Raw genomic sequence first — 18710 nt, forward strand, 5'->3', positions numbered from 1 at the left:
GCCACAAATGTGACGGCTTTATCAATGCTCAGGTTCAATGCTCAGAATTTCACTGAAAGTGATTAGTGCTCGCGAGTGGCACGGAAATCAACTTCAGGGAAACGTTCTTTGGCAAGGTTCAGGTTAACCATAGTAGGCGCGATGTAACTTAGGTTATCACCACCATCTAGTGCAAGGTTAGACTGGCTCTTGCGCTTAAACTCTTCCAGCTTCTTCGCATCATCGCACTCAACCCAACGCGCGGTTGCAACGTTAACACCTTCGTAAATAGCTTCAACGTTATATTCCGCTTTCAAGCGAGCAACAACCACGTCAAACTGAAGCACACCCACCGCACCAACGATAAGATCATTGTTTTGTAATGGGCGGAAGACCTGAACAGCACCCTCTTCAGATAGCTGTACTAGACCTTTAAGCAGCTGTTTTTGCTTCAGTGGATCTTTCAGGCGAATACGACGGAATAGCTCTGGCGCAAAGTTAGGGATCCCCGCAAACTTCAGGCTCTCACCTTGGGTAAACGTGTCACCAATCTGAATTTTACCGTGGTTGTGCAAGCCAATGATGTCACCAGCAAATGCTTGCTCTGCACGTGTACGGTCGCCCGCCATGAAGGTTACCGCGTCCGAAATACTGACATTTTTACCAGTACGCACGTGGTTCATTTTCATGCCTTGGGTATAAGTACCCGATACGATACGCATGAATGCGATACGGTCACGGTGCTTAGGATCCATATTTGCTTGGATCTTAAAGACGAAACCAGAGAATTTTTCTTCAGCAGCTTCTACATCACGCTCGTTTGCTTTACGTGTTTGCGGCGCTGGCGCCCATTTTGTTAGGCCATCTAGCATGTGATCAACACCAAAGTTACCCAGTGCAGTACCGAAGTATACAGGCGTTAGCTCACCAGCTAGGAAAAGATCGTGATCAAACTCAGGACAAGCACCAATCACAAGCTCTAGCTCATCACGTACGCTTGCCGCTAGATCTTCACCAACAGCAACATCAAGCTCAGGGTTATCAAGGCCTTTGATAATACGTACTTCTTGAATCTCATGGCCATGGCCAGATTCATACAAGATCGTTTCATCACGATGAATGTGGTAAACACCTTTAAACTCTTTACCACAACCAATTGGCCATGAAATTGGTGCACAAGCCATGCCTAGCTCGCTTTCAACTTCATCTAACACTTCCATTGGATCACGCACATCGCGGTCTAATTTGTTCATGAAAGTGACAATTGGCGTATCACGCAGACGGGTAACTTCCATCAACTTACGGGTACGATCTTCGACACCTTTTGCCGCATCGATAACCATCAAGCATGAATCAACCGCCGTTAGTGTACGGTAGGTATCTTCCGAAAAGTCTTCGTGCCCTGGAGTATCAAGCAGGTTTACCAAACAATCATTGTAAGGGAACTGCATTACCGAGGTTGTTACCGAAATACCACGCTCTTTTTCCATTTCCATCCAGTCAGACTTAGCATGCTGGTTTGAGCCTCGGCCTTTAACCGTACCGGCTTTTTGGATTGCGTTTCCGAATAACAAAACTTTTTCAGTAATGGTTGTTTTACCCGCATCCGGGTGAGAAATGATAGCAAACGTACGACGTTTGTTCACTTCAGATAGAAAAGACATAGCGTTGATAATCCTGTGAGAGATTTCATTGATTGAACCCGCGACAGCCATGCGCATAACACAGCGGCAGGTTCCAATTTATTTTTCAGGGTACTGAGCCCAAAGATGGCGGAATTATACGCAAACGCCAGCCAAAGAGACAGTGCTAACACCCTAGGCAGCGGCGTAAAATAGCTTAAACCGCCTGCCTACATCATCATGTAAGTCATGATCAGGGCATCTTCGCGGCCATTTGGCGCAGGGTAATAGCCTTCACGGCGGTTTATTTCATTGAAACCTAAAGCTTCATACAATTGGTAAGCACGCTGATTGCTGGCTCTCACTTCTAGCCACACGTCTTGTGCGTTTTTCAGCTCAAGCTGCGAAAGAAATCCTTCCAGTAATAACTTTCCGTATCCTTTGCCTTGAAAAGCCGGATCAATGGCGATGTTAAGCAATGTCGCTTCGCCAGCCACCAGCTGAGCAAAACAATACCCGACTAATTGGCCATCGACCTCAAACCCATAATTGGCCGCAATTTTATTGGGCGCTTTGCGGATCATCGATTCTGCCCAAGGGTACAGGTGAGCAGCCTGCTCAATACGCCAAACATCATCCAAATGATGTGGCTCGAGTAAAACAATATTATGCGTCATAAGAACAAATCTGCTGCCATAAGGCTTTTTTACTTGCGGGATGGGTATGCATCTGTTTTAACGATACGGAAGTCAATAACTGACAACCCGCAGGGTGTGGCGATTCACAGCCTGCCACCCAACACCAGGTTAAATGGTGTTCTCGAACTTGCTCAATCGCTGAAGGCGGTAAACATAATGCTTGTTCTGCTGTCAGCTTCATGCTGCTAAGAATTTTACCAAATAACCATTTATCATGGTCATCTAGCTCATCGTCACAGACAAAAAGCAGTTTACACGCCTCAGGTAAGTCAATGCTTGGTATTTCCATGTCCGGATAAAAAGCAGGCTTACGGATCTGCCAGTAAGTCAGCCCCATCTCCTGCATAAGCTGTAAGTTACGCTGTTTCATCCAGTCATATCCTATTGGGTATCGCTTCTTGAGAGGCGATACTACCAGATCTATTATTAAACGGAATTGCCCACCAATAAAAAAACACCACCGAATGGTGGTATTTTTTTCCAGTGCCTATCTGCGACGTTTAAACACCAGCAAACTCTTCACAATAAGCAATTGTTCCGGTTCGATCACCTAATGTATTCGGGATCAGCTCAAGCACCATGAATGCTTCATCGGGTACTGGATAGGTCGACGCTAAACCATGCTCGGAAGCCTTAACAAAGCCCACCTTCGGATAATATTCACTGTGGCCCAACACCACAACGACCGGGTAGCCAAAGTCGGCTAGCATCAGCTTTGCTTCTTCCATTAACGCTTGGCCAATGCCTTGACGCTGGTACTCAGCTTTTATTGCGAGCGGGGCCAGCCCTTGCCAATTATCATCAATCCCATCACGGGTTACGGGGCTAAAAAACAAATGACCAAGGATTTCCCCCTCATCACTGCAAGCCACCAACGATAAGGTCCGTTTGCCGTTTTCTCGAAGTTTCATTACGAGCCGGGCTTCTGCGTCGGTCTCGAAAACAGATTTCAGTAGTGCATCAATCGGCAATATATCCGCCGGCGCTTCGGTTCTAATGAGCATTCATAACCTCTTTTTGCTCAGCTGACGCTTGCATTCCTTTGTGAATGAAGTCTGCCGACTGCTGCAATACAAATTTGACAGGGGATGGCAGTGAATCCAAATCGATACTGTCCATCAGGTTTTTCACTTCCAAGCCAAGCTCGGTATCACCTTCAATACGAAGACGACGTTGGAAGAACAGTGTATCAGGATCTTCTTTGCGCGCTGCAATTAATACCAGATCATTGCATTCACCACTGAAACTCACATCTTCTTGTTCAATATGTTCAGAGACAACCAGCTTCTCATCTTGATAGCTAATAAACCACTTCAGATTCAAATCTCGCACTTCAACCTTTAACCAGCGATCTTCTAAAAACTCAAAGTCACCATCTTCAAGGGCTTCTTTGAATACCATTGCCAACCCTTCCAGCATGATTTTCTTTTGTACTGGAAATGGGGTCAGCTTTGCAGGTACTCGTAAAATTGACGGAGCATGCTGTACCATGTGTTTTCTAAGTTGAGCTATCACTGTGTTTTTTCCTGTATGGGTCGCATATATGAATACCAAACTGAGCAATATTCTGGCCTATCAGCGAGAATTAAAAGGTTCAGGTACAAGGCACTTGATTACTGGTGTATTCACATCCATCAAAATCAAGTAACACTGTAGCTGTACCTTTTAAACTCGCCCTTCGGGAGTATCTCTGCCGCTCGATATCTACCCCAAATTACTTTGATATAGAAAAGCTATATCTTCATCAATTTGGGTTGCTCTCAAACGGCAGAGGTGACTCTGATATGACAGACTATTACTCAGTTTGGTATTTGTAATTGTAATTGTATTGCAAGAGTAGGCAGCTGTTTTATGCCGTGAGTCAAAAAAAATGCGTCTGTCTATGCAAAGTTTGGAAATGCGATTAAAACACGGGTTATAGTAACCAACAACATACACTTGCCGCCTAATTTTCAATTAAGCAGCAAAATACGGATATACGTTACCGCCCATGCCAACAGAGCAACTCAATTATTGGTTCCCCTTACTGACGGACAACAGCCCGTTTCTTTTTGCGGTGCTGGATCCTAACCATGACTATTTGGTGGTGAATAACCGCTATTGCGAAGTCAGCGGGTTAGAGCGTAATGAGCTGGTTGGCCGTAATGATGTTGATGTACTAGGCCAAGCTTTCTACCAATCCATGCGCCCTTATTATCAACGCGCCTTCAATGGAGAGACCGTTGAAAGTGAAGTGGTGCTCAATGACAACCGCCATGACAGTAGCATGCATTTCAGCCTTGCTCCCATTCGCAATTCTGTTGGTGATATCAGCCACATCGTGCTGCACTGTGCCGATACCTCTGAACGGCAAGTACTGGTTAATTCATTGCATGAAATGGAAAACCAATTACAACAATTAAATTTAATGATCACCGACGGCAGTTGCATCGTTGAAGGAAATACTATCATTAATGCCAACCCCAAAGCCGCGGAGTTACTGGGATTTAGCTCAGCAAGCGATCTAAAAGGCGAAGAACTGGGCCGGTTACTCATTGATAGTCAGAACAAACGCCAACTTGGTAGCCAAATTAATAAACTGAGCCAAGGTGAAACGCGAAGCTGCCACACCAATACGGAAAATAATACGGGTCGAGCACTCTTACTTACCGCATCAGACATTACCCAACTAAATTCTCCAGCGAAGTTATTCTTACTGCAAGCACAGAAAGATTCACCGCAACTAAAAATGGAGCAAGAAAAGGTAGATCAACTGGTTCAAACCGATGCACTCACCGGCCTTTATAATCGGCACGGCTTCAGCCGCCACCTAGAGCAACTCATTACTGAGAAGACCTCACTCGTGATGCTTTACTTGGACATTGATAACTTCAAGAACATTAACGATTCACTCGGCCATCATATTGGGGACCGTGTGCTGCAAGAGATCTCTCAACGGCTCAAGCAGCAACTACCTGAGAACGCCATACTCGGCCACCTCAGTGGGGATGAATTTGGCGTACTGCTACCCAACCCCGAACATGCCCGTACCGGCGATCTCACAGCCCAGCAAATTATTTCCCTGATCAACCAACCTTTCGACCTGCACCACTTTAGCAAACACCTTGCCTGCTCCATTGGCATGGTTAGCTACCCTGGCGATGGCAACGATGCACGCATTTTGCTGCAAAATGCCGACACCGCCATGTATGAAGCGAAAAATCGGGGTCGAAACCGGTTAGTTAAGTTCAGTGAGGAAATGAACAAAGAAGCAAGAATGCAGCTTTGGCTTGAAATTGAACTACAAAAAGCACTGCAAAATAATGGGCTGGAAGTCTGGTACCAACCCAAAGTCAATGCACGAGATTTTGCTATCGATGGTGCAGAAGCACTGGTGCGCTGGAATCACCCTGTCGAAGGTTACATCAGCCCTGCACAATTTATCCCGGTCGCAGAGCGCTCAGGACTTATAGAACAGTTAGGCCAAGTGGTAATGCGAGAGGTTTTCACCACGGTCAAAGCTTGGAAGGATCATGGATTATTAAACGGCAAAGTTGCCATTAATTTATCGCCGCAACAATTTGGCAATCCCAACCTTATCGCCTTTGTCGATAAATTACGTAAAGCCACAGGCGTTAACCCGAACGATATTACCTTTGAACTGACTGAAAGCGCCGTAATGAGCGATGGTGAGCATACCATTCAAATGCTTAACGCGATTAAAAAACAGGGGTTCTCCCTTTCCATCGATGACTTTGGCACTGGCTATTCCTCATTATCTTATCTCGCCCGCTTTCCATTAGATGAGCTAAAAATTGACCGCGCCTTTATCAAAGACATTGAAAGTGTGCCCAAACAAGTCACCTTAATTGAAAATATTATCAATTTAGGTAAATCGCTCAACATGAGTGTGGTTGCTGAAGGCGTCGAAACTCGCCAGCAAGCAACTTTACTTTCAAATCTGAACTGCAATTCAATTCAGGGGTTTCACTTCTATAAACCCGCGCCAAAAAATGAAATTGAGGCCATTTTGCACAAGCACGCACGCCACTAAGTTGGCATATAATCCTTTGTGGTAAAAATGCAAAATAAGTTGTCCTAAATCAACAAAACCTGCCTGATATCAAAACACGGGGGCACCTCGCCCCCTACTATTTGTTCCATTACTTTACTTCCACACTGGTAGATAAAAACAATATGGAGCTACTTTGCCCCGCTGGTAACCTGCCCGCGCTGAAAACTGCCATTGATAACGGTGCTGATGCGGTATATATCGGTTTTAAAGATGATACTAACGCGCGCCATTTTGCAGGACTCAATTTTACAGGTCGCAAACTCGAAAAAGCAGTGCAATACGTACGTGATCACGACAGAAAACTGCACGTTGCATTAAATACCTTTGCCCACCCTGACGGCTTTGAACGCTGGCGTAATGCCGTTGATAATGCGGCCGCCATGGGGATTGATGCGCTAATTGTGGCTGATATTGCCGTGCTTGAGTATGCGGCAACGAAGTACCCAGAACTCGAACTACACTTATCCGTTCAAGCCTCTGCCACCAATACGGCAGCCATTGATTTCTATAAACAGAACTTCAATGTAAAGCGGGTGGTGCTACCGCGCGTACTGTCAATTCACCAAGTGAAACAGCTAGCACGTAATACCGATGTCGATCTTGAAGTATTTGCCTTTGGTAGTTTATGTATTATGGCAGAAGGTCGCTGCTACCTTTCGTCGTACATGACAGGGGAATCCCCGAATACGGTCGGTGCTTGCTCGCCAGCTAAATATGTTCGCTGGCAAGAGACCGCAACAGGGTTGGAGTCTCGCCTGAATGAAGTGTTGATCGACCGCTATGCCAACGGCGAAAATGCGGGGTACCCGACCTTATGCAAAGGCCGTTTTGACATCAATATTGATGGCGAAAATCGTCGCTACCATGCACTCGAAGAGCCAACCAGCTTGAATACCCTTGAAATTTTACCTGAGCTTTTTAAAGCTAATATCTCATCGGTAAAAATCGAGGGGCGCCAGCGTAGCCCTGCCTATGTTGAACAGGTAACACGCACATGGCGAGCTGCGATTGATCGCTATAAAGCCGATCCTGAAAACTACAGCGTTGAACCCGCGTGGAACCGTTGCTTAGGCAATGTATCAGAAGGTAAGCAAACGACACTCGGTGCTTACCACCGAAAATGGCAATAAAGGAGCCAACATGAAATATTCCCTTGGCCCTCTCTTGTATTTCTGGCCGAAAACCGACGTTGAAGAGTTTTATCAGCAAGCAAAAAACAGCAATAGCGACATCATCTACTTAGGTGAAACTGTATGCTCTAAGCGCCGCGAAATGAAACCCGCTCATTGGCTGGACATTGCCAAAGACATCTCGGCAACAGGCAAGCAAGTGGTGTTATCGACCATGGCACTGCTAGAAGCACCAAGCGAAGTCAATGTGATGAAAAAATACATTGATAACGGCGACTTCATTGTTGAAGCCAACGATGTTTCCGCGATCCAGCTTGCTCATGAATCAAAGGTTCCTTTTGTAGTGGGGCCAGCGGTAAATTGCTACAACGCACAAACCCTGAACCTCTTTTTAAAAAAGGGGATGACTCGCTGGTGTATGCCGGTCGAACTGTCACGCGAATGGTTACACAATGTTGTCAAAGAGTGTGAAGCAATCGGTATTCGCGATAAGTTTGAAACCGAGGTATTCAGCTATGGCTATTTACCACTCGCCTACTCGGCGCGCTGTTTTACTGCTCGCGCAGAAGACAAAGCGAAAGACGACTGTGAAACCTGCTGTATTAAGTACCCGACAGGGATCACGGTTAACAGCCAGGAAGAGCAAAAGATCTTCACGCTAAATGGCATTCAGACTCAGTCGGGTTACTGTTATAACCTGATCAACGACCAAAAAGGCATGGACGAGCTGGTCGATGTGGTGCGTTTAAGTCCACTTGGGATTGATACGCTGTCTTTGGTTGATGACTTCCGCTCAAACAAAAACAGTGCGATTCAGCACCCGCTTGAAGGCGGCCATCACTGTAATGGCTACTGGCATAATGTGGCGGGATTAAACATAGAGTAAAGTGACTAGCTAAAACCTCTTAGCAAAGTCTACCTATGTCAGTGTGTGTCTAGTCCTAAAAAAGCCGCGATATTTCGCGGCTTTTTTAGCATTTCGCAATCAATAATTACTCGCCTTCAATCTCATTGACTGGCGTGGTAACGAGTTGTTCTTTATTGGCTTCAATCATCAATCGGCTTAGTTCTAATGTAGCAAAACGATGCTCAACAAACTCATATACATTACCAGCTAACGTAAGTTTATATAGCATCAATGCCGCAGGGTAATCTTTGTTGTAATGGTAGATTTTACCCATATAGAAATAAGCTTCGGTTAAGCGCTCAGCCAACATATCATTGCCTTCGCTCTCGACGGCTATCTGGCGCAAAAAGTCACTTTCGGTGATATCGGCTAGATAGTAGCGCACAATTTGCCAGCCCCAATCTTGCTTATCACTGGCTTCATAGCGGAGGCGTAACTTGTCTAATGCGGTCGCTTCGTCTTGCTCTAACTCGGTAAGATAGAGCCAGATAACCCGATAAGGATCATTCACATCCTGCTGATAATGGGCATTAAGATCATCAAAGGCTAATTCATAACGCCCGCCATAATATAATGCAATGCCTCTATTTCGCTGTGCAAAGGGATGGCGAACATTCAACTCAAGGGTTGAATCAAAGGCTTCATATGCCGCATCAAAGTGGGCACTTTGGGTAAAGTAGACACCAAGAATATTAAACACATCAGGCTGATCAGGTTTAAGTGATAATGACTGATTAAAATCCAATCGGGCTAAATCACGCAGCCCTAGGCTGTCATGCAATAAACCACGCTCATAAAAGACTTGAGCCAACGTTTGGTTATCTAAATCATCGCGCTTTAGCAATTGGTCAATTCGTGCGAGCTGAATTTGCTGCTGAATTGTAGGCTGGAATGGGACAGCCATCGGTGGCTGGGTCCATTGGATATCCGGTGATGAGCAGCCTGCCAGCATAAAGACTAATGCCAGACATGCGATTTTTATCCTATTTGCAATCAATGCAGTTCTCCCTAGGGTGAATACAACTGACTCTTCTTAAGTCTATCTCTAGCATATACCATACAGGGCAATACAAGGGCATGCTAAAGCAATAGCAATAAAAAAAGGGGCTGAATAGCCCCTTTATATCATGCTTTTAGAAAAAAGACTTATGCTTCTGGCTTCGCTTCGCCTGCTGGAGCAGGGTTCAGGTCAGCTTGCGCTTCTTTCATGCTTAGACGGATACGGCCTTGGCGGTCGATTTCAAGAACCTTAACCTGTACTTCCTGACCCATTTCTAGGTGATCAGCTACTTTCTCGATACGCTCTTGAGAGATTTGAGAAATGTGTACTAGGCCTTCTTTCGCACCGATAACAGATACGAACGCACCGAAATCAACGATACGCATTACTTTACCTGTGTAGATACGACCGACTTCAACGTCAGCAGTGATCTCTTCGATACGGCGGATAGCTTCTTTCGCTGCAGTACCTTCGGTCGCTGCAATCTTGATAGTACCGTCATCTTCGATTTCAATCGTAGTACCAGTTTCTTCCGTTAGAGCACGGATAACTGCGCCACCTTTACCGATAACATCTTTGATCTTATCAGAGTTGATTTTCATCGTGTGGATGCGAGGAGCAAACTCAGAGATATCATCACGGTGAGTACCAATTGCATCGTCCATCACGCTAAGAATGTGCTTACGAGCACCTTTAGCTTGGTTTAGAGCGATCTGCATGATCTCTTTAGTGATACCTTCGATTTTGATATCCATCTGAAGTGCTGTGATACCGTCGTCAGTACCCGCTACTTTAAAGTCCATGTCACCAAGGTGGTCTTCGTCACCTAGGATGTCAGAAAGAACAACGAAATCGTCGCCTTCTTTAACAAGACCCATTGCGATACCCGCAACAGACGCTTTGATTGGCACACCAGCATCCATAAGTGCTAGAGAAGTACCACATACAGAAGCCATTGAAGATGAACCGTTAGATTCAGTGATTTCCGATACAACACGTACTGTGTATGGGAATTCTTCAACTGTTGGCATTACCGCAGCAATACCACGCTTCGCAAGCTTACCGTGACCGATTTCACGACGCTTAGGAGAACCAACGAAACCTGTTTCACCTACACAGTATGGAGGGAAGTTGTAGTGTAGAAGGAAGTGATCTTTCTTCTCACCCATTAGGCTATCGATGATTTGAGCATCACGTTGTGTACCAAGCGTCGCCGTAACAAGCGCCTGAGTTTCACCACGAGTGAACAAAGAAGAACCGTGTGTACGAGGAAGAACACCTGTACGTACGTCTAGCGCACGAACCATGTCTTTTTCACGGCCGTCGATACGTGGGTTGCCAGCAATGATGCGGCTACGTACAACGTTTTTCTCTAGCGAACTTAGCATGCCGCGAATTTCGCGCTCATCAAGTTCTTCGTTTTCACCAAGAAGCGCTTCAACAACGTCATTCTTGATTGCGCCAACTTGGTCGTAACGTGCCATCTTTTCAGTGATCTGGTACGCGTCAGATAGACGTGTTTCTGCTTTTTCAGCAACAAGAGCTTTAAGCTCAGCATTAACTACTGGCGCAGTCCAATCCCATGCAGGCGTTGCTACTTCAGCCGCAAACTCGTTGATTGCGTTGATAACAACTTGCTGTTGGTCATGACCGTAAACAACAGCTTGTAGCATTTGCTCTTCAGATAGGCGGTCAGCTTCTGACTCAACCATAAGAACAGCGTCTTTAGTACCTGAAATAACTAGGTCTAGACGGCTTTCTTCTAGCTCAGTGTTGCTTGGGTTAAGAACGAATTGATCGTTAACGTAACCAACACGTGCAGCACCGATAGGACCGTTAAACGGTAGGCCTGAAATTGCAAGTGCCGCAGACGTTGCGATCATCGTGATCATGTCTGGGTTTACGTCAGGGTTTACAGAAACCACTGTCGCAATAACCTGAACTTCGTTTTTGAATGCATCTGGGAATAGCGGACGGATTGGACGGTCAATCAGACGTGCAGTCAGTGTTTCGCCTTCAGAAGGGCGACCTTCACGCTTGAAGAAACCACCAGGGATTTTACCAGCAGCGTATGTACGCTCTTGGTAGTTTACTGTAAGTGGGAAGAAGTCTTGGCCTTCAACTGCCGCTTTCTTACCAACAACAGAAACGAATACAGAAGTATCGTCCATGCTAGCCATAACAGCTGCAGTAGCCTGACGAGCCATTACACCAGTTTCAAGGGTAACTGTGTGGTTACCGTACTGGAAAGTCTTTACGATAGGATTCACGTGAATTTCCTTAAATTAATTCCGCTTTCTATTTGCGCCGTTAAGTATATCTGACACAAGGAAAAGCGTCATGTGATGAAAGGCACTTTACGGTAATTTCACGCATCGCGACTAATGAAAACTCTCCAACTTTGGAAGAACTGTCATTAGCCGCGACCTTAAGGTCGACGAAAACGACTCGTGCAATTACTAAATAAAGTACTTAGATAAAAAGAAAGGAGCCATTCGGCTCCTTTCTGAAAGCAATCTTAGCGACGTAGGCCTAGACGCTTGATTAGGTCTTGGTAGCGATCTAGGTTTTTACCTTTAAGGTAATCTAGAAGCTTACGACGACGAGAAACCATACGTAGTAGACCGCGACGGCTGTGGTGGTCGTGTTTGTGGTTAGCAAAGTGACCTTGAAGGTGGTTGATCTGTGCTGTTAGCAAAGCAACTTGTACTTCAGGTGAACCAGTGTCGTTTTCGCACTGCGCGTAATCAGCAACGATTGCTGCTTTAGTTTCTGCATTCAGAGACATAACTCTTCCTAATACTAAATGTTTTAATTTGTGCCGCCAATCTCTGATTCAGCCGGCACCCAAGCCGCGGATTATACTTGGAGGCCAGCATGACTACAAGCGAATATTCGAGTGAAAAGAGCGAGAAACAAAAGAGCAGAATATCTTTAGCGGATATTCTGCTCTCATTAATCTACGAAATAATTAGCTGTCATGCAGTTACAAGGAAAGCGGCCAGTATTACGACTCGCTTTCTTTGTTAGCCATCACGCGTTTTGGCGCGAGTAAGCCGTCAGCATCAATCGTACCAATACCAATAAACTCACGTTTATCTGCAACCGTAATACGTACAAGTGTACCTTCAGCGGGTACACGACCTGCTTGTACTGGGTTACCATTCAGAATAAATACCGCCAATGCTGGCGTAATATTCACTTCTGGTAAGTCTTGTACCGCAGTGTCCGTTGGTAGCATTAACGGGTCAAGCAGCTCGCCAGGCTCAATACCTTGGGCTTTCGCTTGCTCAAATAGTGCTTCTAGTTGCTCAATGGTCATGATGCGATCCATTGGGAAATTAGACACCCCCGTTCGACGTAAATACGTAACGTGTGCGCCGCAACCTAGCATCTCTCCAAGGTCGTCGACGATGGTACGGATATAGGTGCCTTTTGACACATGCAATTCCATCTCAACTTCATTGTCGCTAAAACGCAACAACTCCAGCGAGTAAACCGTAATTTTGCGTGATTCACGCGGTACTTCAATCCCCTCACGGGCATATTCATACAATTTACGGCCTTGGTACTTCAGCGCCGAGTACATTGATGGGATCTGATCGGTTGTACCACGAAACTTAGCAACACAGCGTTCAAGCTGACCGCGGTCAACTTTCACATCACGTGTTTGTACCACTTCACCATCAGAGTCAGAGGTATCTGTTCGCTCACCCAGTTTAGCGACTACACGGTAGCGCTTATCTGAATCCAACAAAAATTGCGAAAACTTGGTTGCTTCACCGAAACAAATCGGCAGCATGCCCGTCGCTAAAGGATCTAACGCACCTGTATGGCCGGCTTTTTGAGCAAAAAAGATACGCTTCACTTTTTGAAGCGTATCATTTGAACTAATGCCCGTTGGCTTATCCACCAGAATTACACCGTCAATTGGACGGCCCTTACGACGACGTGCCATGCTTTATTCCTCGCCTTCAGCTTCTGGTTCGTCACCGCGGCGATCTTCATCGTCACGCACAGCTTTTGACACCAGATTAGAAATACGCATACCTTCAGTTAGCGATTGGTCGTAGATAAACGTCAGTTCTGGCGTTACACGTAGACGAATTTGCTTACCTAGCAGTGAGCGAATGTATGGTGCCATTTCACGTAGTACTTCTAGGCTACCTTCTGGTGTTTGCTCACCAATAGTCAGGAAAGTGACGTAAACTTTTGCGTAACCCATATCACGAGATACATCGACACTTGAGATAGTCGTCATACCGATACGTGGGTCTTTCAGCTCACGCTGCAGGATCACCGCTAACTCTTTTTGCAGTTGCTGAGCAACGCGCTGAGTACGGCTAAATTCTTTAGACATTCAATTCCTCTCTTAGAGAAAACTCTCTTGAAAGAATGGGGAGCCGAAGCTCCCCATAGATCATTTGTTATAAAACAGCTTGTTATCTCTGAGTATTAGTCAAGAGTACGCTGGATTTCAACAATTTCGTATACTTCGATTTGGTCACCAACGCGAACATCATTGTAGTTCTTAACGCCGATACCACATTCGTAGCCATTCTTAACTTCTTGAACATCATCTTTAAAGCGACGTAGTGATTCTAGCTCACCTTCGTAGATAACAATGTTATCACGCAGTACGCGGATAGGATTGTTACGCTTAATGACGCCTTCAGTAACCATACAGCCCGCGATAGCACCAATCTTAGGAGACTTAAATACATCACGAACTTCAGCTAGACCGATGATTTCCTGACGGAATTCAGGAGCAAGCATACCGCCCATTGCCGACTTAACTTCGTCAATCAATTGATAGATGATTGAGTAGTAACGTAGGTCAAGGTTCTCGTTTTCAATCGTACGACGCGCAGATGCATCAGCACGGACGTTGAAACCAAGAAGAATAGCGTTTGATGCTGCAGCAAGTACTGCATCAGTCTCGGTTAGACCACCAACACCAGAACCAACGATGTTAACTTTAACTTCGTCAGTTGACAGTTTAAGTAGTGAATCAGCAATCGCTTCAACAGAACCTTGTACGTCAGCTTTCAGTACAACGTTAAGCTCAGCAACTTCGCCTGCTGTCATATTAGAGAACATGTTCTCTAGTTTCGCTTTCTGCTGGCGTGCTAGTTTCACGTCACGGAATTTACCTTGACGGTAAAGCGCAACTTCACGAGCTTTACGCTCATCACGAACAACTGTCGCTTCATCACCAGATGAAGGAACACCAGATAGGCCTAAGATCTCTACTGGGATAGAAGGACCTGCAGAATCGATATCTTGACCCAGCTCATCACGCATTGCACGAACACGACCGTGTTCTAGACCACAAAGCACGATATCGCCTTTACGTAGCGTACCAGATTGAACCAGTACAGTTGCAACTGGACCACGGCCTTTATCAAGACGTGATTCAACAACAACGCCGCTAGCCATGCCTTCTTCAACTGCTGTCAGCTCAAGAATTTCAGACTGAAGCAAGATAGCTTCTAGCAGGCCGTCAATGTTAGTACCTTGTTTCGCAGAGATGTGAACAAACATGTTCTCACCGCCCCACTCTTCAGGGATAACATCGTACTGAGCTAGCTCATTCTTAACGTTGTCTGGGTTCGCATCTTCTTTATCGATCTTGTTCACTGCAACAATCAGAGGAACGCCTGCCGCTTTCGCGTGCTGGATAGCCTCAACTGTTTGTGGCATAACGCCATCATCAGCAGCAACAACAAGAACAACGATATCTGTCGCTTGAGCACCACGTGCACGCATAGCGGTAAACGCGGCGTGTCCAGGGGTATCAAGGAAAGTGATCATACCGTTGTCAGTTTCAACATGGTATGCACCGATGTGCTGGGTAATACCACCGGCTTCGCCAGAAGCAACGTGTGCTTTACGAATGTAATCCAGTGTAGATGTTTTACCGTGGTCAACGTGACCCATGATAGTAACAACAGGTGCACGAGGAACAACAGCTAGGTCAGCATCACGGTCAGATAGTACCGCTTCTTCTAGTTCGTTCTCTTTACGAAGAACAACTTTGTGACCCATTTCTTCAGCAACAAGTGCTGCAGTTTCCTGGTCAATAACCTGGTTGATGGTTGCCATTGCACCCATCTTCATCATCACTTTGATAACTTCAACGCCTTTTACAGACATCTTGTTAGCAAGTTCAGAAACAACGATAGTCTCGCCAATCACAACATCTTGCTTAGCAACGGTTGCTGATTTATCAAAGCCGTGCTGCATTGAAGTTGGCTTGGTCATCTGTGGCTTACGGCCACGTTGGTTACGACCACCGCGGTTGTCTTGTTTAGGACCCGCTTTTTTCTTCTTACGACGGCGGGTAGTACCACCACCTTCTTCTTTACGATCTTGTTCGTCTTCTGCTGCGCGTGCGTAGCTAGACGTCGTAGTATGGTAGTCTGTTTTATCCATAGTACCTTTTTCCTGATCAGGCTTTGACCAGTTCTTTTCGTTTGCTTCTGCCATCTTGCGTGCCTCTTCTAGCTGACGCTGACTTTCTTCTTCGGCTTTACGCTTGGCTTCCTCTTCCCGGCGACGTTGGAGCGCCTCGGCATCAATCTTAGCCTGTTCATCAGCGGCGGCGCGTTTCGCTTTTTCTTCAGCTAAACGCTTATTTTGAGCTTCACGTAGCTGCTGTTCCTCAGCGCTAAGTTCAGCTTTCTGTTCTGCTTGATGCTTAGCTTTTTCGTCAGCTAAGCGCGTTTCTTCAGCGGCGCGCTGTGCGGCTAGTTCAGCCTCACGCTTCGCTTGCTCTTTTGCTTCACGCTTGGCAGCTTCTTCGGCTGCACGTTGAGCTGCTTCTTCCGCTTCACGAACTGCCACATCATCGGCCTCACGCTTAGCATCTTCTGCGGCACGCTGTTCTTCTTCAAGCGCAGAACGTTTAACGTAGGTGCGCTTTTTGCGCACTTCTACCTGAACACTTTTATTCTTGCCACCTGTACCCGAAACACTCAGCGTGCTTCGAGTTTTACGTTGCAGAGTAAGGCGTGTAGGAGCCTCACCAGCGCTGCTATCACCACCATGCTCTTTCTTCAGGTGGGCTAACAACGTCTGTTTTTCCTGTTGGCTTACGCTTTCTTCAGCTTTCTTGCTGATACCAGCATCGGCAAACTGTTGAAGCACACGGTCAATTGGCGTACCAATTTCCTCGGCTAATGCTTTAACTGTAACCTCTGACATGCTGCTTCTCCCTTGCGTAATGAATTTTATGCTTCGTCACTGAACCAACAAATATTACGAGCAGCCATAATTAGCTCACCCGCTTTAGCTTCATCAAGCCCTTCGATATCAGAGATATCGTCAGTACCTTGGTCAGCCAAGTCTTCCAGTGTTGAAACACCTTTTGCGGCCAATCTAAACGCAATCTCGCGTTCTAGGCCTGCAAGACCAAGAAGATCTTCTGCTGGTTCAACGCCTTCAAAAGATTCTTCCTGAGCAAGAGCTAGCGTTGTCAGTGCTTCTTTAGCACGGCTACGCAGTTCATTTACAGTGTCTTCATCTAAGCCCTCAACGGTCATTAGTTCAGCCACTGGCACATAAGCAATTTCTTCTAGCGTGGTGAAGCCTTCTTCAACAAGAACTGTTGCAAAGTCTGCATCAACATCAAGATGCTTAGCGAATAGCTCGATAGACTCTTGCGCTTCTTCTTGGTGTTTTTTCTGTAAATCGTCTACAGTCATCACATTCAGTTCCCAGCCAGTAAGCTGAGAAGCTAAGCGAATGTTCTGACCACTACGACCGATTGCTTGAGCAAGGTTATCTTGCTCAACAGCGATATCCATCGTGTGGTTGTCTTCATCAACGATGATCGAGCTAACTTCAGCTGGAGCCATTGCATTGATAACATACTGAGCTGGGTTTTCGTCCCAAAGTACGATATCAATACGCTCACCACCAAGTTCGCCAGAAACAGCTTGAACACGTGCGCCACGCATACCAACACACGCACCCACTGGGTCAATACGCTTATCGTTAGTTTTAACAGCAATTTTTGCACGAGAACCAGGATCGCGAGCTGCGCCCATCAGTTCAATCATTTCTTCGCCAATTTCTGGCACTTCAATACGGAATAGCTCTGTCAGCATTTCAGATTTTGAACGCGTCATAAAGAGCTGGAAGCCACGTGCTTCTGGGCGAACTGCATACAGTAGGCCACGCACACGGTCACCCGGACGGAAGTTTTCACGAGGAAGCTGGTCATCACGCTGGATAACGGCTTCGGCATTGTTACCAAGATCAATGATAACAGCATCGCGGTTAACTTTCTTGACTATGCCGGTGATTAGCTCACCTTCGTTGTCAATAAATTGTTCAACGATTTGTGCACGTTCTGCTTCACGTACTTTTTGTACGATAACCTGCTTAGCCGTTTGAGTCGTAATACGGTCAAACGTTACAGATTCAATTTCATCTTCAACGAAACCGTCAAGCTCAATGGTTTCATCATCGTACTGCGCAGCTTCTAACGTCATTTCTAGCGTTGGTTGAGTCACTTCTTCAACCGCTTTCCAACGACGGTAAGTAATGAATTCGCCCGTTTTACGGTCGATTTCAACACGTACATCAATTTCTGCTTCGCTTTTTTTCTTTGTTGCTGTTGCTAGTGCAATCTCGAGTGCTTCGAAGATACGCTCACGAGGAACAGCTTTTTCGTTGGATACCGCTTCAACGACAGCCAAGATTTCTTTGTTCATTTCTAATGCCCCAATTTAGCGGTTAGAATTTTGGAACCAGGTTGGCCTTGGAAATATTGCTTAGTGCAAATGTTTCTTCATTGCCATCAACTTTTAGCGTAACTAGCTCGCCATCAACGGTAACGATGTCACCTTTCCACTTGCGACGGTTATCCATCGCCATTTTCAACACCAAGCTGACCTCATGGCCAATAAACTGTTGATAATGTGCGGCTTTAAATAGCGGCCTTTCAAGACCAGGGGAAGATACCTCCAGGTTATAAGCAACCGTGATTGGATCTTCAACATCCATCACTGCGCTAACCTGACGGCTAACTTCGGCACAAGCATCAACATTAATACCGTCTTCATGATCAATAAAAACGCGTAATGTTGAATGCTCACCGGCACGAATAAATTCCAAACCCACTAACTCAAAGCCAGTTGCCGTTACCGGCGCCTCAAGCAGTTCGGTCAATTGCATCTCTAAAGCTGTCAAAACAACCCCCCGGAAACAAAAAAAGGGCTAAAAGCCCAGTAGATACCTGAATGGTCATGTTTCAGATAATAAAAAACCCCGAATTACGGGGTTTTTTATCACTGGACCCTGATTATCACAAC

Annotated in this window: 16 protein-coding genes; 3 read left to right on the forward strand and 13 right to left on the reverse strand. The window is 45.9% G+C overall.

What is annotated here, in order from left to right; genetic code table 11:
* Window positions 1–62: 62 nt before the first annotated feature.
* From prfC to ubiT, 5 genes are all read right to left on the reverse strand, one after another.
* Window positions 63–1643, reverse strand: coding sequence for a peptide chain release factor 3 (prfC, locus tag L4D78_RS07335; RefSeq protein WP_428466303.1), 1581 nt, complete (start codon window positions 1641–1643; stop codon window positions 63–65).
* Window positions 1644–1831: 188 nt separating this feature from the next.
* Entirely contained in the window at window positions 1832–2278 is a 447-nt protein-coding gene (gene rimI, locus L4D78_RS07340) for a ribosomal protein S18-alanine N-acetyltransferase (protein ID WP_428466304.1), read from the reverse strand.
* Window positions 2268–2669 (reverse strand): DNA polymerase III subunit psi, encoded by a 402-nt coding sequence (locus L4D78_RS07345; RefSeq protein WP_428466305.1) that lies wholly within the window; start codon window positions 2667–2669, stop codon window positions 2268–2270. Before L4D78_RS07345 ends, rimI begins: the two co-directional genes overlap by 11 nt.
* A gap of 130 nt (window positions 2670–2799) precedes the next feature.
* Window positions 2800–3303: a GNAT family N-acetyltransferase gene (locus L4D78_RS07350; RefSeq protein ID WP_428466306.1), complete on the reverse strand. Its 504-nt coding sequence runs from the start codon at window positions 3301–3303 to the stop codon at window positions 2800–2802.
* Window positions 3293–3814 carry a ubiquinone anaerobic biosynthesis accessory factor UbiT gene (gene ubiT, locus L4D78_RS07355; RefSeq protein ID WP_428466307.1) on the reverse strand — a complete coding sequence of 174 codons (522 nt, stop codon included), beginning with the start codon at window positions 3812–3814 and terminating at the stop codon, window positions 3293–3295. Before ubiT ends, L4D78_RS07350 begins: the two co-directional genes overlap by 11 nt.
* Before the next feature lie 475 nt (window positions 3815–4289).
* Here ubiT and L4D78_RS07360 point away from each other — a divergent pair, with 475 nt between their 5' ends.
* The 3 genes from L4D78_RS07360 (at window position 4290) to L4D78_RS07370 (ending at window position 8369) form a co-directional block, all read left to right on the forward strand.
* On the forward strand, window positions 4290–6332 hold the full coding sequence (locus L4D78_RS07360) for a sensor domain-containing protein (protein ID WP_428466308.1): 2043 nt from the start codon (window positions 4290–4292) through the stop codon (window positions 6330–6332).
* 143 nt (window positions 6333–6475) lie between these two features.
* Window positions 6476–7483 carry a ubiquinone anaerobic biosynthesis protein UbiU gene (ubiU, locus tag L4D78_RS07365; protein ID WP_428466309.1) on the forward strand — a complete coding sequence of 336 codons (1008 nt, stop codon included), beginning with the start codon at window positions 6476–6478 and terminating at the stop codon, window positions 7481–7483.
* 10 nt (window positions 7484–7493) lie between these two features.
* Window positions 7494–8369, forward strand: coding sequence for a U32 family peptidase (locus tag L4D78_RS07370; RefSeq protein ID WP_428466310.1), 876 nt, complete (start codon window positions 7494–7496; stop codon window positions 8367–8369).
* Between the two features lie 106 nt (window positions 8370–8475).
* Here L4D78_RS07370 and nlpI read toward each other — a convergent pair whose 3' ends face one another.
* The 8 genes from nlpI to rimP all read right to left on the reverse strand — a co-directional run bounded on the left by nlpI (window position 8476) and on the right by rimP (window position 18588).
* Window positions 8476–9387 (reverse strand): lipoprotein NlpI, encoded by a 912-nt coding sequence (gene nlpI, locus L4D78_RS07375; protein ID WP_428466311.1) that lies wholly within the window; start codon window positions 9385–9387, stop codon window positions 8476–8478.
* A 149-nt stretch (window positions 9388–9536) separates the two neighbouring features.
* Window positions 9537–11660, reverse strand: a complete 2124-nt coding sequence (pnp, locus tag L4D78_RS07380) for a polyribonucleotide nucleotidyltransferase (protein ID WP_428466312.1) — start codon at window positions 11658–11660, stop codon at window positions 9537–9539.
* 248 nt (window positions 11661–11908) lie between these two features.
* Complete coding sequence (gene rpsO, locus L4D78_RS07385) at window positions 11909–12178, reverse strand: 30S ribosomal protein S15 (protein ID WP_006646210.1); 270 nt, start codon at window positions 12176–12178, stop codon at window positions 11909–11911.
* A gap of 219 nt (window positions 12179–12397) precedes the next feature.
* A complete protein-coding gene (gene truB / locus L4D78_RS07390) occupies window positions 12398–13348 on the reverse strand; it encodes a tRNA pseudouridine(55) synthase TruB (RefSeq protein WP_428466313.1) in 951 nt (316 codons plus the stop codon).
* A 3-nt stretch (window positions 13349–13351) separates the two neighbouring features.
* The gene (gene rbfA, locus L4D78_RS07395; RefSeq protein ID WP_428456392.1) at window positions 13352–13750 is read right to left on the reverse strand and encodes a 30S ribosome-binding factor RbfA; all 399 of its coding nucleotides are present in this window, start codon (window positions 13748–13750) and stop codon (window positions 13352–13354) included.
* Between the two features lie 95 nt (window positions 13751–13845).
* Window positions 13846–16596, reverse strand: a complete 2751-nt coding sequence (gene infB / locus L4D78_RS07400; RefSeq protein ID WP_428466314.1) for a translation initiation factor IF-2 — start codon at window positions 16594–16596, stop codon at window positions 13846–13848.
* A gap of 26 nt (window positions 16597–16622) precedes the next feature.
* The gene (nusA, locus tag L4D78_RS07405; protein ID WP_428466315.1) at window positions 16623–18110 is read right to left on the reverse strand and encodes a transcription termination factor NusA; all 1488 of its coding nucleotides are present in this window, start codon (window positions 18108–18110) and stop codon (window positions 16623–16625) included.
* Window positions 18111–18132: 22 nt separating this feature from the next.
* Window positions 18133–18588 carry a ribosome maturation factor RimP gene (gene rimP, locus L4D78_RS07410; RefSeq protein WP_428456395.1) on the reverse strand — a complete coding sequence of 152 codons (456 nt, stop codon included), beginning with the start codon at window positions 18586–18588 and terminating at the stop codon, window positions 18133–18135.
* Window positions 18589–18710 lie beyond the last annotated feature (122 nt).

The sequence above is a fragment of the Photobacterium minamisatsumaniensis genome, assembly GCF_050336695.1.
In the GTDB taxonomy this organism is placed as follows: domain Bacteria; phylum Pseudomonadota; class Gammaproteobacteria; order Enterobacterales; family Vibrionaceae; genus Photobacterium; species Photobacterium minamisatsumaniensis.

Bases quoted from the DNA above. Each gene is read 5' to 3' on its own strand.
- rbfA (WP_428456392.1), bottom strand. From the start codon at position 13,750: ATGTCTAAAGAATTTAGCCGTACTCAGCGCGTTGCTCAGCAACTGCAA.
- nusA (WP_428466315.1), bottom strand. From the start codon at position 18,110: ATGAACAAAGAAATCTTGGCTGTCGTTGAAGCGGTATCCAACGAAAAA.
- L4D78_RS07350 (WP_428466306.1), bottom strand. From the start codon at position 3,303: ATGCTCATTAGAACCGAAGCGCCGGCGGATATATTGCCGATTGATGCA.
- truB (WP_428466313.1), bottom strand. From the start codon at position 13,348: ATGGCACGTCGTCGTAAGGGCCGTCCAATTGACGGTGTAATTCTGGTG.
- L4D78_RS07360 (WP_428466308.1), top strand. From the start codon at position 4,290: ATGCCAACAGAGCAACTCAATTATTGGTTCCCCTTACTGACGGACAAC.
- rpsO (WP_006646210.1), bottom strand. From the start codon at position 12,178: ATGTCTCTGAATGCAGAAACTAAAGCAGCAATCGTTGCTGATTACGCG.
- L4D78_RS07370 (WP_428466310.1), top strand. From the start codon at position 7,494: ATGAAATATTCCCTTGGCCCTCTCTTGTATTTCTGGCCGAAAACCGAC.
- prfC (WP_428466303.1), bottom strand. From the start codon at position 1,643: ATGTCTTTTCTATCTGAAGTGAACAAACGTCGTACGTTTGCTATCATT.
- rimI (WP_428466304.1), bottom strand. From the start codon at position 2,278: ATGACGCATAATATTGTTTTACTCGAGCCACATCATTTGGATGATGTT.
- ubiU (WP_428466309.1), top strand. From the start codon at position 6,476: ATGGAGCTACTTTGCCCCGCTGGTAACCTGCCCGCGCTGAAAACTGCC.
- L4D78_RS07345 (WP_428466305.1), bottom strand. From the start codon at position 2,669: ATGAAACAGCGTAACTTACAGCTTATGCAGGAGATGGGGCTGACTTAC.
- infB (WP_428466314.1), bottom strand. From the start codon at position 16,596: ATGTCAGAGGTTACAGTTAAAGCATTAGCCGAGGAAATTGGTACGCCA.